This is a genomic window from Coraliomargarita sinensis (assembly GCF_003185655.1).
Lineage (GTDB): Bacteria > Verrucomicrobiota > Verrucomicrobiia > Opitutales > Coraliomargaritaceae > Coraliomargarita_B > Coraliomargarita_B sinensis.
Map to the genome: position 1 here is coordinate 65,421 of NZ_QHJQ01000008.1, position 12,952 is coordinate 78,372.

At 56.9% G+C, this 12,952-nt stretch carries 11 protein-coding genes; 6 read left to right on the forward strand and 5 right to left on the reverse strand.

Annotation, left to right across the window (positions count from 1 at the left end; all coding sequences use genetic code 11):
• The first annotated feature begins 3 nt into the window (after window positions 1-3).
• Window positions 4-1,791 (forward strand): alpha-L-fucosidase, encoded by a 1,788-nt coding sequence (locus DDZ13_RS11180; RefSeq protein ID WP_110131539.1) that lies wholly within the window; start codon window positions 4-6, stop codon window positions 1,789-1,791.
• Between the two features lie 7 nt (window positions 1,792-1,798).
• Here DDZ13_RS11180 and DDZ13_RS11185 read toward each other — a convergent pair whose 3' ends face one another.
• The 3 genes from DDZ13_RS11185 to DDZ13_RS11195 all read right to left on the reverse strand — a co-directional run bounded on the left by DDZ13_RS11185 (window position 1,799) and on the right by DDZ13_RS11195 (window position 6,658).
• On the reverse strand, window positions 1,799-3,352 hold the full coding sequence (locus tag DDZ13_RS11185) for a sulfatase family protein (protein WP_110131540.1): 1,554 nt from the start codon (window positions 3,350-3,352) through the stop codon (window positions 1,799-1,801).
• 315 nt (window positions 3,353-3,667) lie between these two features.
• Entirely contained in the window at window positions 3,668-5,683 is a 2,016-nt protein-coding gene (locus tag DDZ13_RS11190) for an FAD-binding protein (protein WP_425486560.1), read from the reverse strand.
• Window positions 5,684-5,782: 99 nt separating this feature from the next.
• A complete protein-coding gene (locus tag DDZ13_RS11195) occupies window positions 5,783-6,658 on the reverse strand; it encodes a hypothetical protein (protein ID WP_110131542.1) in 876 nt (291 codons plus the stop codon).
• Window positions 6,659-6,717: 59 nt separating this feature from the next.
• Between DDZ13_RS11195 and DDZ13_RS11200 the strand changes: the two genes are divergently transcribed.
• The 5 genes from DDZ13_RS11200 to DDZ13_RS11220 all read left to right on the forward strand — a co-directional run bounded on the left by DDZ13_RS11200 (window position 6,718) and on the right by DDZ13_RS11220 (window position 11,051).
• Window positions 6,718-7,254, forward strand: a complete 537-nt coding sequence (locus tag DDZ13_RS11200) for a helix-turn-helix domain-containing protein (protein WP_110131543.1) — start codon at window positions 6,718-6,720, stop codon at window positions 7,252-7,254.
• 6 nt (window positions 7,255-7,260) lie between these two features.
• Window positions 7,261-8,028, forward strand: coding sequence for a sugar phosphate isomerase/epimerase family protein (locus tag DDZ13_RS11205; RefSeq protein WP_110131544.1), 768 nt, complete (start codon window positions 7,261-7,263; stop codon window positions 8,026-8,028).
• 27 nt (window positions 8,029-8,055) lie between these two features.
• Window positions 8,056-8,868, forward strand: coding sequence for a sugar phosphate isomerase/epimerase family protein (locus tag DDZ13_RS11210; RefSeq protein WP_199221109.1), 813 nt, complete (start codon window positions 8,056-8,058; stop codon window positions 8,866-8,868).
• Window positions 8,869-8,982: 114 nt separating this feature from the next.
• On the forward strand, window positions 8,983-10,134 hold the full coding sequence (locus tag DDZ13_RS11215; protein ID WP_110131546.1) for a Gfo/Idh/MocA family protein: 1,152 nt from the start codon (window positions 8,983-8,985) through the stop codon (window positions 10,132-10,134).
• Window positions 10,135-10,265: 131 nt separating this feature from the next.
• Complete coding sequence (locus DDZ13_RS11220; RefSeq protein ID WP_110131547.1) at window positions 10,266-11,051, forward strand: 3-ketoacyl-ACP reductase; 786 nt, start codon at window positions 10,266-10,268, stop codon at window positions 11,049-11,051.
• A 5-nt stretch (window positions 11,052-11,056) separates the two neighbouring features.
• Here DDZ13_RS11220 and alr read toward each other — a convergent pair whose 3' ends face one another.
• Together alr and DDZ13_RS11230 are read right to left on the reverse strand one after the other, a co-directional pair.
• Window positions 11,057-12,184, reverse strand: coding sequence for an alanine racemase (alr, locus tag DDZ13_RS11225; RefSeq protein WP_110131548.1), 1,128 nt, complete (start codon window positions 12,182-12,184; stop codon window positions 11,057-11,059).
• On the reverse strand, window positions 12,181-12,930 hold the full coding sequence (locus tag DDZ13_RS11230; RefSeq protein ID WP_110131549.1) for a hypothetical protein: 750 nt from the start codon (window positions 12,928-12,930) through the stop codon (window positions 12,181-12,183). Before DDZ13_RS11230 ends, alr begins: the two co-directional genes overlap by 4 nt.
• Between the last annotated feature and the right edge of the window lie 22 nt (window positions 12,931-12,952).

Below are 12,952 nucleotides of genomic sequence, written 5' to 3' on the forward strand. Positions count from 1 at the left end.
CGCATGATGCAAAATAGTCTTCGACTTCGTCTAATTTTCGTTTTCGCCTTTGCTGCTCTCGCCACGTATCCATCCGTCCACGCCGAGAGTATGGACGAGATGTGGGGCGAGCAGGTCGCCAAGCTTAAGGCCTCCGACGGTGTGCGCGGTCAGTTGTTCGAGCAGGGTAACTACGCCATGTTTATCCATTGGGGGCTCTACTCTCAGATCGCGAACAAATATCAGGGCGAAACTTATTACGGGATCGGGGAGTGGATCATGCATCCGCGTATGGCCGATATCCCGGTCGAGGATTATAAGACGGTTGCCCGGGACTTTAATCCGGTGCATTTCGATGCCGATGCCATCGCGCAGTTGGCGGTGGATGCCGGGATGAAGTACATCGTGATTACCTCGAAGCATCACGACGGCTTCGCCATGTATGACTCGGAGGTCAACGATTTCAACATTGTGGATGCCACGCCTTATGGACGCGACCCGATGAAGGAACTCGCCGAGGCCTGTGCCAAACACGGACTGGGCCTCGGTTTTTACTACTCTCACAATCAGGATTGGACCTTTCCCGGCGGGACCCGTGGACCGGCCATCACCGAAGGCGGTGAAGCCGCTGATTTTACTTACTACTACGAGAACAAGTGCCGGCCCCAGGTGGAGGAGATCACCACGAAGTACGGACCGATTGAAATTGTCTGGTTCGATACGCCCGGACGGATTCCCAAGGATTACGTGGAAGAACTCGTCGCCATTGTCCGCAAAAACCAGCCCGGTGCGCTGGTTTCCGGTCGCGCCGGATACGGGCTCGGGGATTACAAATCCCATGGCGACATGGAGGTGCCCCATGGCAATGTCGACGGGCTATGGGAAACCGTCGATACGACCAACGACTCATGGTCCTATGCCTGGTATGATACCAACTGGAAAACGCCCAAACAGATTATCGAGCGACTCGTAGCCACGGTTGCTCGTGGTGGCACCTACATGCTGAACATCGGTCCTCGCGGTGACGGTACCGTGCCGGTGGAGGCACAGCTCGCTCTCCGTAAGTCGGGGGAGTGGATCCGGCGCTACCCCTTCGTGGTCTATGGGACGGGTGCTTCCCCCTGGGGCCACGCTCTGCCGTGGGGCGATGTCACGGTGAAGGACAACCGCCTCTATCTTTCGGTCTTTAATTTGCCGGATGAGCGGACGATATATTTGCCCGGACTGAAGACCGAGCTCGAGTCCGTCACCCTAATCGATGGCGGAGAGAAGATCCCGCTCCCTTACAGCATGGTGGAGCGCTGGACCCGGATTCAGCTTCCGCCAAAGCTAAAAGAAGCTCTAGTCCCGGTGATCGAAGTCGAACTCTCGGCGGCGCCTGAAGTGGATTCCACTTGGGGCCTCGACCCGTCGGTCGAAACGACCCTATTGGTTGAATTTGCCGATGTTGAGCGCGCCCGGAAATCGAAAAAGGGCTGGATGGAAAAGTTCGGGGAGTGGAAACATGTCGTTAGGGCACATGAATGGGAAAAAGGTGGTCAAGCCTTCTGGGACGTGGACGTGCTCGAGCCCGGTTATTATCAGGTGGCACTGACTTATTCCGGTGAAGGACGCCTCGTCTGGAAAGTCGGAGTGGCAGATGGCGAAGCAATCCAGAACGAGCAGAATTCGTCACACAACTATCAGCAATTTCCCATTGGCTGGATTGAGTTTCCTGAAACGGGTCGTTACACGATTCACGTGTCCTGCATCGAGGGAGACCTTGAGAAGGCCAGTTTGAAGTCAGTCCATTTCACGAAGGTGGATCTTTAACTTTCGCTTACTGGCCTGCGTCCTTCATCCAGTCCAGCTGGCGCCAATCGTTGGCGGTGTCATTGGGCTGCGGTTCGCCTGGCGTGCTGCGGCCGTTGACTACGATCTGTGTGCCGATTTCGGTCAATTGCTCGATGATTTCCGGGTGCTTCTCGTAGAGGTTATTGGATTCTTCCGGGTCGTTCACCATGTTGTAGAGCTGGTATTTGGGCAGGCCCATTGCGAGCGCCTGCTTGTCCTTGGGTTCAGCCCAGCCGCCCGAACCGGCGCTGAAACAGAGTTTCCACTCTTTGGTGCGCACGGCGAAGGTCCCGTTCACCGAATGATTAATGATGGCCTGGTGTTTGGTCGAAGGGTCCTCTTCTTGTCCTGTCAACGTGGCGTAGAAACTGACGCTGTCCTCCGCTTCATCCGGGGCGAAGTCTGCGCCGACAATGTCCGCCATCGTGGCCACGATATCGCCGAGCAGGGTAAGCCGGTCGCTGCGGGTACCGGGCTCAACTTTCGCGGGCCAGCGGACGATATGGGGCACACGGTGTCCGCCTTCCCATATGTCGGCTTTGGCTCCGCGGAAGATGCCGTTGGCCTGATGGCCATGCGCTTCCAAAGTTTTAAAGTCGGCCCGGGGCGAGCAGCCGTTATCCGAAGTAAAGACCACGATGGTGTTCCCGGTGATGCCTCGGGCATCGAGCGCATCCAGGATTTTTCCGACCCCGGCATCGGTCTGCATGACAAAATCAACGTAGTTGTTGATGCCGCTTTTGCCATCCCATTCTCCGGTCGGAAGAATGGGGGTGTGGGGGCTGGTCAGCGGAACGTAGAGGGCAAAGGGTTTTTCGCCGTCCCAGTCTTGAATGTAGGCCGCACTCCGGTCACAGAATTCGTCGAGGGTGGTGAAGGGGTCGAAGTTGTCCGCGATCGGACCGGTGCGGAATACGCAATCGATCCCCAGGTCTTTTTTGCTTTTTACACTGACATTGGTGGAGGTGTAGCGGTTGTTCTCGATATAGACATAGGGTGGAAAATCCAGCGAGGCGCCATGTCCCCAGAAGTAGTCGAAGCCGTTGCTGGTCGGCGTGCGCCCGATCGGCCTGGACCAGTCGATGGCCTTGCCCCGGCCGGCCTCATCCACGAAGGGCAAGTCCATACCGAGGTGCCACTTGCCGATCATGGCGGTTTGGTAGCCGTGATCGCGAAGCAGGGAAGCAAAGGTCAGGCGGTCCTCGTCGATGAGGGGCGGTCCGTAGCCGTTCAGCACGCCACTCTTGAGATCTGTCCGCCAATTGTAGCGCCCCGTCAGCACGTTGTAGCGGGTGGGGGTGCAGACGGAGGAGGTCGTGTGGGCGTCGGTAAACATCATCCCCTCATCGGCCAGACGGTCGATATTCGGGGTGGCAATTTTACCCTCCGGGTTGAATGCGCTGACGTCACCGTAGCCGAGGTCGTCACAGATGATGTAAACCAGGTTCGGCTTAGTGGTTTTCTCGAAAGTGGTGGATTGGCAACCGGTGCCGAAGGCAAGGAAGCAGGCAAGGACAAGGCAGATTGGAAACTTTATCATAACTAAGGTCTAATAGGGACGGATAAAGTTTGGTTTGCGAATGGTTTTTCCGGGCTATTGGTAAATTTTCATCAAACCAGCGACCGGATGTGTGATGTTGCATTCAAATAAGTAACTGTTGTTCAGAAGGCATGCTCTTGTCGTTTGAATCATCTACGGGAGGGCCCGGCTCCGTCCGGGCAGCGAACTTGCAATCGGTATCGTCAAATGCCTACGCGGTCCAGACAGAGCTGGACCCTCCGATTTTGAGGCCAAACTATGCCAATGCGGTATAAGCTCGAAAGAGAGTTTTAAGACCGCTCTTGGGTTGGCGAACTAGCCCTCCTTGATCAGATACGGTCCCCATCCCTTTTCGAAGAACTCGCGTTCGACTTCCGGTGTAAGGTCCACCGGTAGGGCGCTGATTTTAAAGCTCCCGTTCTCGTAGCTCACCACCAGTTTCTCCTGCTTGTCTTTGGGTTGTTCCTCGATGAAACGGAAACGGCTGAGGTCTTCGCTATGGGCTTCCGGGCACTGTGTGCCGTCGTCCGAGCAGATGGCGCGGGCCCCGCGGCTGCCGCCCCCGTTGGCGATGTAATGATCGAGTGCGGTCAGGACCGCTTCGGAGACGTAGGCCATGTGTTTCCAGCGAAAGGCATTGCCCACCATTGAGGCCGAACGGACCTGAAAGCCCTCGGCTTCAATTTTGCGGCGCAGTTCGCGGGCGGCTTCCAGAGCGGCGTTCACTTCCGGCTCCGAGCAAATGATGCCAGCATAGTCGCTCATGCGGGCCTGGACCTCGGTCTTGACCTCTTTAGTGGTGAGGCCGGTGTCTTCGTGGGTATAGCTGTCGGCGTCGCTCAATGCGTCCGTAACTGCCTTCTCCATCATCGCCGGGTCGAAGCTGCGGTCGTTGTGGTTATTTTTAGCACGCTTGATGGCCACGGCGACCCGCTTGCCAAAAACCTGGCCGGCATTCAGCGCGGAGCCACCCGGACGGGTCACTCCGTGAGTGCCGGCGGCCTCACCGACGGCGTAGCAACCGTTCAGATTGGTGCGGCCCCAGTCGTCGATCAGGATGCCCCCGTTCATGTGTTGGTTGTTCATGGCGAACTCCAGTGGTTCTTTGCTCACATCGGTGCCGTGCATTTTGTAGAGTTCGATGGCCAGGGGGTTCATCCGGCGAAGACGGTCGATAGGCAAGTCGTAGAGGGCTTCGTTGTTTTCCAAATAGGCGCGCACATCGGGATCGAGGTTATCGAGGGAGAACTCTTCGCCCTCATTGACCGGTTCCGGATTGCGCAGGAAATCGAGGTAGACCTTACGACCGGCCTGACACTCCAGGAAAACGGCGAGGTCGAAGAGACTGGAGCGGTAGTCCAGCATACGCTGTGAGTGGAAGGGCCATTGGTAACCCTTTCGGAAGGTGTTGGAGACCATCTCGCGGGTCGTGCGGTAGTAGCGCTTGAGGAAGTTGATTTCCTCGCCGTCTTCGCCAACGGAGTAAACCCGCGGCATGACCTGTACATAGGTGCCGGATAGATTCCAGGGGAACTTGGTGCGCGGTGTGCCGATGCCGAACTGGCTCTCGGTCAGGTTGCACAGTTCGATGCCCGCTTCCAGGGCGATACCGAGGCCGCCGTGGCAGTGGTGCGGGTACACACTGTCGCGGTAAAGTTCGCCCGGCCCGCCGGTGGCGATAACGAGGTCTTCGCATTGTATATAGACCAGGCCGTATTCGTTACGGTCTTCCTCTCGGTGCAGGGCAATGACACCACACACCCGCTCTTTGCCCTCAACTGTTTCCTTGACGATACGGATGCCACTGCAACTGGGCAGGATGCGGACGCCCAGCGTGAGCGCTTCTTCAAAGAGGACTTTGACCATGAGCTTGGAAGTGCGCGGCCCGCAGCTGGTGGCACGGCCGGCTTCGTCGTGGTCGGTCTGGTAGCGGAGGATGGCTCCACGGTCATCGTGCGGGAGAGGCAGCCCCATGTATTGCAGACCGCCGATGGCATCGATCGAGCCGACTGCCTCGATGTAGGCGGTGGAGAAGTTCATGGCGCCACCCGAGCAGAGTCCCTCGGCATATTGAATGAAATTGTCGCCTTTGTAGTCGGTGCTGGCGGTGTAGAGGGTTTGCTTGTCCGAACCGGAGCAGGCGGAGGTCCCGGCGAACAGACCGGTGCTGGCCACCAACACGTCGACGCCGCGCCGCTTCAGCTCGACCACGGCCCGCATGCCGGCGGCACCGCTTCCGAGTACGAGCGCCTCGCAGCGGTAAACCGGAATGGTTCGCCCCGTGACTTCGATGGTTTCTCCGCTGGGGTCGATGCCGCGCACGGCCGGCATTTCAAAACGGGTCAATTTATCCAGAATTTCCTGGGGGACGGTGGCGAAGCTCTTTTGGCTCTCGTTTGGGCTGCTCGTTTTGTTGGATACTTTCATAACTTAAAAATTAAAGAGGATGGCGATGGCCAGGCACATGAGAAGGGCGCCCAGAAAGCGGAGAATATAGATACGGCGATGGTTGCCGCCCGAGCTGCGCTGGAACAAACGCACGGCCAAGGCGCCGAAGATAACGCTCCACATACCACGCGTGCTGTAGAGGACGTTGATTTCCGCCACATGCTGGTAGTGGCCGAGCGTGTAATTAAGAAGCAGGGCTTGCAGGCCCATCAAAAGGCAGCCCGCCATGATCCATGGCCAGGCCGCTTTCGGGATGGTTCGCAGCGGCTCGCGAAAGTAGGGGATCATGGCAAAGGAGAGCACTGCATTGGTCAGGATCGCGATAAAGAGAAAAACAGAGACACCGAAGTTGTCGGCGTAGAAACCGACCATCGTGTCCGAGCCGGCAAAAAAGAGCGAACTCAGTCCCGCCAGCGTGATGGAGATCCCGACACGTTCGGTTCCGTTGCCGGAAATACCGAGAAAACCGACCCCCAGCATGGCGACAAAAGCAGCCATAAACATGGGTAGACCGACTGCCTCGGTGCCGCAGACGACAGCGATCAGCACGGCAAAGACCGCCTTGGTGCCCATCATCGGGGTCTGTAGGCTGACATCGCCAATCCGGATGGCGGCAAATGTGAAGAGCTGGCCGTTAAAAAACAGCGCCCCGGTAAGGATAGGCTGATGGATGCTCGACCACGGGATCGTGCCCTCGTGCTTCAGTAGCAGAGTCGCAAAAATCGGAACGAAAACCAGATTGACGGCGAAAGAGAAGCGCAGGATGCCCGCTCCCCGGCTGAGCGCCTGTTTGGCGAAGACAGCCGCGACCGCGTAACCGATGGCCGCAAGGGTAGCGTTGATCTGAAAAGGCTCCATATTTAACTTAGCAAATAAATTATTTGACTTAATTTATCTTATAATCAAATAAAAAACGCATGTCAGCTGCTGACCTTACACTTGATTTCTCCGTAGTGCGCGATTTGCGTAAGCGTGAGGGCATGACTCTGGAAGAGGTATCCAGGAAGTCCGGCATTTCAATTGCGGGGCTGTCCAAGTTGGAGCGTAACCAGAACATGATCGAGTTGGACACGCTCTACCGCTTGGCCCGGGTCTTCAGTCTATCCGCCACCGATTTACTCAATTTGGCGGAGTCCTGCTCGGCCCGATGTAAAGATGCGGAAGTCTATCAGTCCGGGCCGTTTGATTTTGAAAAAGTCAGCTTCAAAGGGATCGATTGTTTTCATGCCAAAGCAGATAAAGGGGATGAACTTTCGAAGCCCGAGGCCCACGGAGATGAGTTTGAGATTTGCTGGCTGCTCAAGGGGGGCATTCGGATTACCCTGCCGCGTGAGGTCCATACCCTCGCGCCCGGTCAAGCGCTCAAGTTCGATGCCGCGCTCGCCCATAGTTACGAAATTCTCGAAGACAGTGAAATGACCATCATTCACATCGAAAAAACCCACCGCTTCTGATTCGCCATGCTTTACTCCGGTCTTTGCTCCATCACCTTTCGCCAACACTCCGTCGAGGAAGTGATCGCCCTCTGTCAACAAGCGGGAATTGAGGGCATCGAGTGGGGCGGCGATGTCCACGTGCCTCCGGGGGAGGCGGCTCTCGCCGCTTCGGTAAAGGCCAAGACAGAAGCCGCCGGTTTGAAGGTAAGTTCTTACGGTTCCTACAATAAATGTGATCGTGAGTCAGGCCCTATCAGCGAGGAATTGGAGTCAGCGGATGCCCTCGGTGCTCCCGTCATCCGGGTCTGGGCCGGGCGCAAAGCTTCGGCTGATGCCGGGGCCGACTACCGCGCCGAGGTCGTCGAGCATCTCAAGCGCGCGGTCGTGGCCGCCCGTGAACTGGACATCACCATCGCTCTGGAATATCATCGTAATACTCTGACGGATACACAGGCGTCCGCCCACCAACTGCTTCGCGAGGTCGGTCTTCCCGAACTTAAACTCTACTGGCAGCCCCGTACCAGCGAAGGGGACCGCGCCAGCAATCTTGCAGAGCTTGAGGCGGCGCTCCCGAAGCTCGCCCATATCCATTGCTTCCACTGGGGGATGGGTGGCTTCAAGGACCGCTATCCGTTGCTGGATGGTACCGGGGACTGGAAGGCTTACCTCGATGCTGTTCGTGGTTTGGAGGAAGACCGCTACGTCATTCTCGAGTTCGTCAAAGACGATTCGCCCGAGCAATTCCTTGAGGATACCAAGGTGTTGAACGCTTTATTGAAAAACGATCACTGACCAACTGATAACCGGAGAACCGACCACGTGAACGATTTATCCCGACTCGCTATTCATACCATGACCACCAAGCCGTGGGATTTACCTACGGCTTGCGCCAAATACTCGGCGGCCGGAGTGCCCGGTGTCGGGCTCTGGCGCGAGTGGCTGGAGGGCCGTCCGTTGGAAGAGAGTCGCAGGATGCTGGAGGATCATGGTTTAAGAGCCGTCTCACTCGTCCGCAGTGGCTTCTACCCTTATTTGAATGAGGCCGAGAAGCAGGCCGCCTGTGATGACAATATCAAGGCGCTGGATGAAGCCGCCGCAGTCGGGGCCCCTCAGGTCGTTCTTGTCTGCGGGGCCAAGCCGGAACTCAGCCTTCCCGAGAACCGTCGCCATATTACCGAGGGCATCGCCTCGCTGATCGATCATGCCGCAAGTGTCGGGGTGAAATTATCCATCGAGCCGCTGCACCCCATGTATGCCGACTGTCGCAGCGCGGTGAATACGGTCGGGCAGTGTAACGATATGATCGACCAGCTCGGCGACGAGTGGGTCGGTATCGCCGCCGATGTGTATCACATCTGGTGGGACCCACAGCTCGCGCAGGAGATCAAACGGGCCGGCAAGCGCATCATTGCCTTCCACGTCTGCGACTGGATGACACCGACCAAGGACTTTCTCACCGACCGTGGACTCATGGGCGAAGGCTGCATCGATAACCGCGGCATCCGCAGACTCGTGGAAAGCACCGGCTTCGACGGCCCGATTGAAGTGGAGGTGTTTTCGACCCGCCACTGGGCACGCGATCAGGACGCTTACCTTTCCGATATTATCGAGGCTTACAAAGAACATGTTTAGAACCACGGATTCACACAGATCAACGCGGATGGATAAAGCCATTTTGCAGTGATCATCGGTAGTCGTAATTAAACGACACACGACTCAACAACTCAACCACCCACCAAAACACTTATGAAAATACACAAAATCGGCATCATTATGAACGGCGTCACGGGGCGCATGGGGACCAACCAGCACCTGTTGCGCTCGATCGACGCGATCATTAAACAGGGCGGCGTCAAAGTCAGTCCGACCGAATTTATCATGCCCGACCCGATTCTGGTCGGACGTAACGAGATCAAGCTCAAGGCGCTGATCGAAAAGACCTCGGTCGAGAAGTGGACGACGGACCTCGACAGTGTGATGAACGATCCGGCCTATCCGATCTACTTCGATGCGCAGAGCACGCTCCGCCGCTTCGATGCGGTCAAGCAGGCTGCCGCGGCCGGGAAGCATGTCTATTGCGAGAAGCCGACCGCGATCAAGACGGAGGATGCCTACAAGCTCTACGAGATCTGCCGCGATGCCGGAGTGAAAAACGGGGTGGTACAGGACAAACTCTGGCTGCCCGGCATGATCAAGTTCAAGCGCCTGGTGGAAAACGATTTCTTCGGTGACATCATGTCGGTGCGTGGCGAGTTCGGCTACTGGGTTTTTGAGGGCCACACGGTACCGCCCCAGCGTCCCTCCTGGAACTATCGCAAGGAAGACGGTGGCGGCATGATCGTGGACATGCTGTGTCACTGGCGCTACGTCATCGATAACCTTTTCGGCCCGGTCAAGGGTGTCAGCTGCCTTGCGGCCACTCACATCCCCGAGCGTATCGACGAAGAGGGAAAGCCTTATAAGTGCACCGCCGACGATTCCGCCTACTCCACCTTCGAACTGGAGAACGGCGTGATCTGCCACTTCAATTCGTCCTGGAACGTCCGTGTGCGTCGTGATGACTTGCTCACCATGCAGGTCGATGGGACCAAGGGGTCGGCTGTGGTGGGGCTGCGTGATGTCTGGATCCAGCATTACGGGAATACGCCACGTCCGGTCTGGAATCCGGATATTGAACAACCAATCGATTTCTTCGACGGCTGGCAAAAGGTGCCGGAGCAAGAGACCTACGACAACGCGTTCAAGATCCAGTGGGAACTCTTCCTCCGCCACGTCGTGCTCGACGAGCCCTTCCGTTGGAACCTCCTCGAAGGCGCCAAGGGTGTGCAGCTCGCCGAATATGGGATCAAGAGTTCGGAAGAAAGGAAGTGGCTCGAATTGCCTGCCTTGGAGGTTTAGCTTGCGCAGTTTTCCAGTATCCGGTGGGTCAGTTTCCAGTTTCTCTAAACCGGCAAATGGATACTGGTAAACTGTAAGACGCTCGCGTCGACCCACCACTTAACGACTCAACAACTCAACCACATACAAAAATGAGTAAAACGAATGACAAACCCGTGGCTCTGATCACCGGCGGTAGTCGCGGCATCGGCTTCGGCTGTGCCTCACGGCTGGCCGAGCTTGGCTTCGACATTGCCATCAACGGCATGCGCGACGAGTCGGCCGTTGGCGAGCCGATCGAAAAACTGCAAGCGCTCGGCGCCGATGTGCTTTATTGTCAGGGCGACATCGGATCGAGTGACGCGCGGAGCGCGATGCTGGCCAAAATCAAGGACCACTTCGGAAAGCTCAATGTGTTGGTGAACAATGCCGGGGTGGCCCCGAAAGAACGGAAGGACTTGCTCGAGGCCAGCGAGGAAAGCTTCGACTATGTGATCGGTACCAATGTGAAGGGGCCTTACTTTCTCTCGCAGGCCGCGGCCAACTGGATGATTGAGCAAAAAGCCGCCGACAAGAATGCCTTTTTCGCCATCATTAACATCGGTTCCATTTCGGCCACCGTAGCTTCCGTGAATCGCGGGGAATACTGTGTGGCCAAATCCGGCATTGCCATGATGAGTGCGCTCTTCGCCGCCCGTCTGGGGGAGTATGATATCCCGGTGTATGAAGTACGGCCCGGCGTGACCAAGACGGATATGACCAGCGGGGTAAGCGACAAATACGACAAGCTGATCGAAGACGGGCTCTGCGTCACCAAGCGCTGGGGCTATCCGGAGGATGTGGGTAAAGCTGTCGGGGCTCTTGCCTCCGGCGAGTTCCCGTACTCCACCGGTCAGGTTATCATGGTCGACGGCGGGATGACATTGCCGCGGCTTTAGGATCTTTAGATCTCCCGCGAGCCGGTGTAGAGGCGCGTCACCCGTTTGGTGATCGAACAGAGGGTTTCCCAGGAGATGGTGCCAACGAGGTCGCTGAACTCGACCGTGGTAATTTCCTTGCCTCCGTTTTTGCCGATGAGGGTGGCGGTATCGCCAATGGCCGCCTCAGGGCAATCGGTGACATCGATAATGGTTTGATCCATCGTAACGCGTCCGAGGATGGGGCAGTGCTGTCCGTGGATCAGTACGCTGCCTTTGTTGCTGAGCTCGAAGGGAATGCCGTCGCCGTAGCCTGCTGTGAGTATCGCGATGCGGGAGTCGCGCTCGAGCGTGTAGCTGCGGGCGTAGCTGATATCGGTGTGGGCGGGCAGTTCTTTTACCAGGCCGATACGCGCGTGAAAGCTGAACACCGGTTCAACGCTGGCGGCACCGAGAGCGGATTTGGGGTAGGGGGCGATCCCGAATTGTAGGAGCCCGATGCGGACGGCGTTAAAGGGGCTGTCCTTGCTGAGGCTGTCGATGCCGGCGGAATTGTCCGCATGGATCAGCAGCTTACTGTAGTCGATGCTTTCGACGATCCGGATAAAGCGCTGTCGCTGTAGTTGGGTGAATTCGGGATCCGAGTCGGCACTGGAAAAGTGGGTGTAGAGGCCTTCCAGTTTTAAATGACTGTAGTCGGCAATCGATTTTAGGAAATCTTCGGCCTGTTCATGCCAAACACCGAGCCGGCCCATGCCGGTATCAATCTTCAGGTGTATCCGGACCTTTTGGTCGTGTTGTTTGCCGAGTTCATTGAGCCGCTCGCATTCACCGGCCGTGCTGACCGTGGCGATCAAATCGTGCGCCAGGACCTGGCTTTCCTCACCGGGAAGCAAGGGGCTTAAAAGAAGTATCGGCCAACCGCTGCCCATGTGCCGGATCTCGGCCGCCTCGGTGATGTTGGCTACGGCAAAATAATCGACGCCGCTCTGCATAAGGCGGCGCACCATTTGCGGCATACCATGTCCATAGGCATCGGCTTTGACCACGGCGACATAGCGCATGTGATCGGGCAGGGCATTCTGGATGCACTTCAGGTTTCGTTCAAAGGCCGCAAGGTCGATCTCAGCCCAACATCTCAAGGGTTGCTTCATGATGCGGTCTTGCTCGCGCTATTTTGATTTTCTGACTCCGTCGTGGCACGCCCGCCTTCGGATTGCTCCGGCGTGGCACGATGTCGTTGCGGTGTCCATTTTTGGAAGGTATTGATGCCGCTGTTGTAGAGTTCAATTGTGGAGCGTGGCTCAAACAGGCCTGAATGCTTCCAGAGTTTTGGAATGGTTTTCGGCTCGTAAGCGATTTCGACGGTATTGTCGGGCGCCTTCTGCCACCCTTTTCTCGCCGGTAAATGATAGACCGGACCCTCCCATTGAGAGAGCTCGCCCGCGTGAATGGGAGTCACCTCATTTAAGGTATTCGCTTCTACCTGCAGGCTGTTCCAGGTGTCTTTTTTCCAGTCCGAGATAAGTAGGGTGCTCTCCTTTATTTCTCCCTCACTCAATAACCGGGCCGCCACCAGCTTGAGGCTATTGTAAGAATACAACTGTGTCGTGCGGCCTTGTATGCGCCGCCAGGTTTCGATCGCCATGGCACAAAGGCGCAGGCCAAGCACCGAGCCGGGGCCTTCGCAGTAAATGTATGATTCGATAGCTTCAAGTTTCAGACCGGCGCTTTTCAATACCTCATCCACGGTGGTAAAGAGACTTTCCAGCGCCGGTTCATCCGCCGTTTTTGATGCCAGCCATTCGCCATCTTTTCCCAGAATGCCAGAGAAGAAGCACGAGCTACTGCCGTCGACGACGAGGGCAGGGTAGGCGGGTGCTTCAGTGTTTTCTTTCATTGCGGCAAAGAATCACTTTGGG

Coding starts and splice junctions, on each gene's coding strand:
- DDZ13_RS11200 (WP_110131543.1), top strand. CDS start 6,718: ATGTCAGCTGCTGACCTTACACTTGATTTCTCCGTAGTGCGCGATTTG.
- DDZ13_RS11190 (WP_425486560.1), bottom strand. CDS start 5,683: ATGCCGGCCGTGCGCGGCATCGACCCCAGCGGAGAAACCATCGAAGTC.
- DDZ13_RS11220 (WP_110131547.1), top strand. CDS start 10,266: ATGAGTAAAACGAATGACAAACCCGTGGCTCTGATCACCGGCGGTAGT.
- DDZ13_RS11180 (WP_110131539.1), top strand. CDS start 4: ATGATGCAAAATAGTCTTCGACTTCGTCTAATTTTCGTTTTCGCCTTT.
- DDZ13_RS11215 (WP_110131546.1), top strand. CDS start 8,983: ATGAAAATACACAAAATCGGCATCATTATGAACGGCGTCACGGGGCGC.
- alr (WP_110131548.1), bottom strand. CDS start 12,184: ATGAAGCAACCCTTGAGATGTTGGGCTGAGATCGACCTTGCGGCCTTT.
- DDZ13_RS11195 (WP_110131542.1), bottom strand. CDS start 6,658: ATGGAGCCTTTTCAGATCAACGCTACCCTTGCGGCCATCGGTTACGCG.
- DDZ13_RS11205 (WP_110131544.1), top strand. CDS start 7,261: ATGCTTTACTCCGGTCTTTGCTCCATCACCTTTCGCCAACACTCCGTC.
- DDZ13_RS11230 (WP_110131549.1), bottom strand. CDS start 12,930: ATGAAAGAAAACACTGAAGCACCCGCCTACCCTGCCCTCGTCGTCGAC.
- DDZ13_RS11185 (WP_110131540.1), bottom strand. CDS start 3,352: ATGATAAAGTTTCCAATCTGCCTTGTCCTTGCCTGCTTCCTTGCCTTC.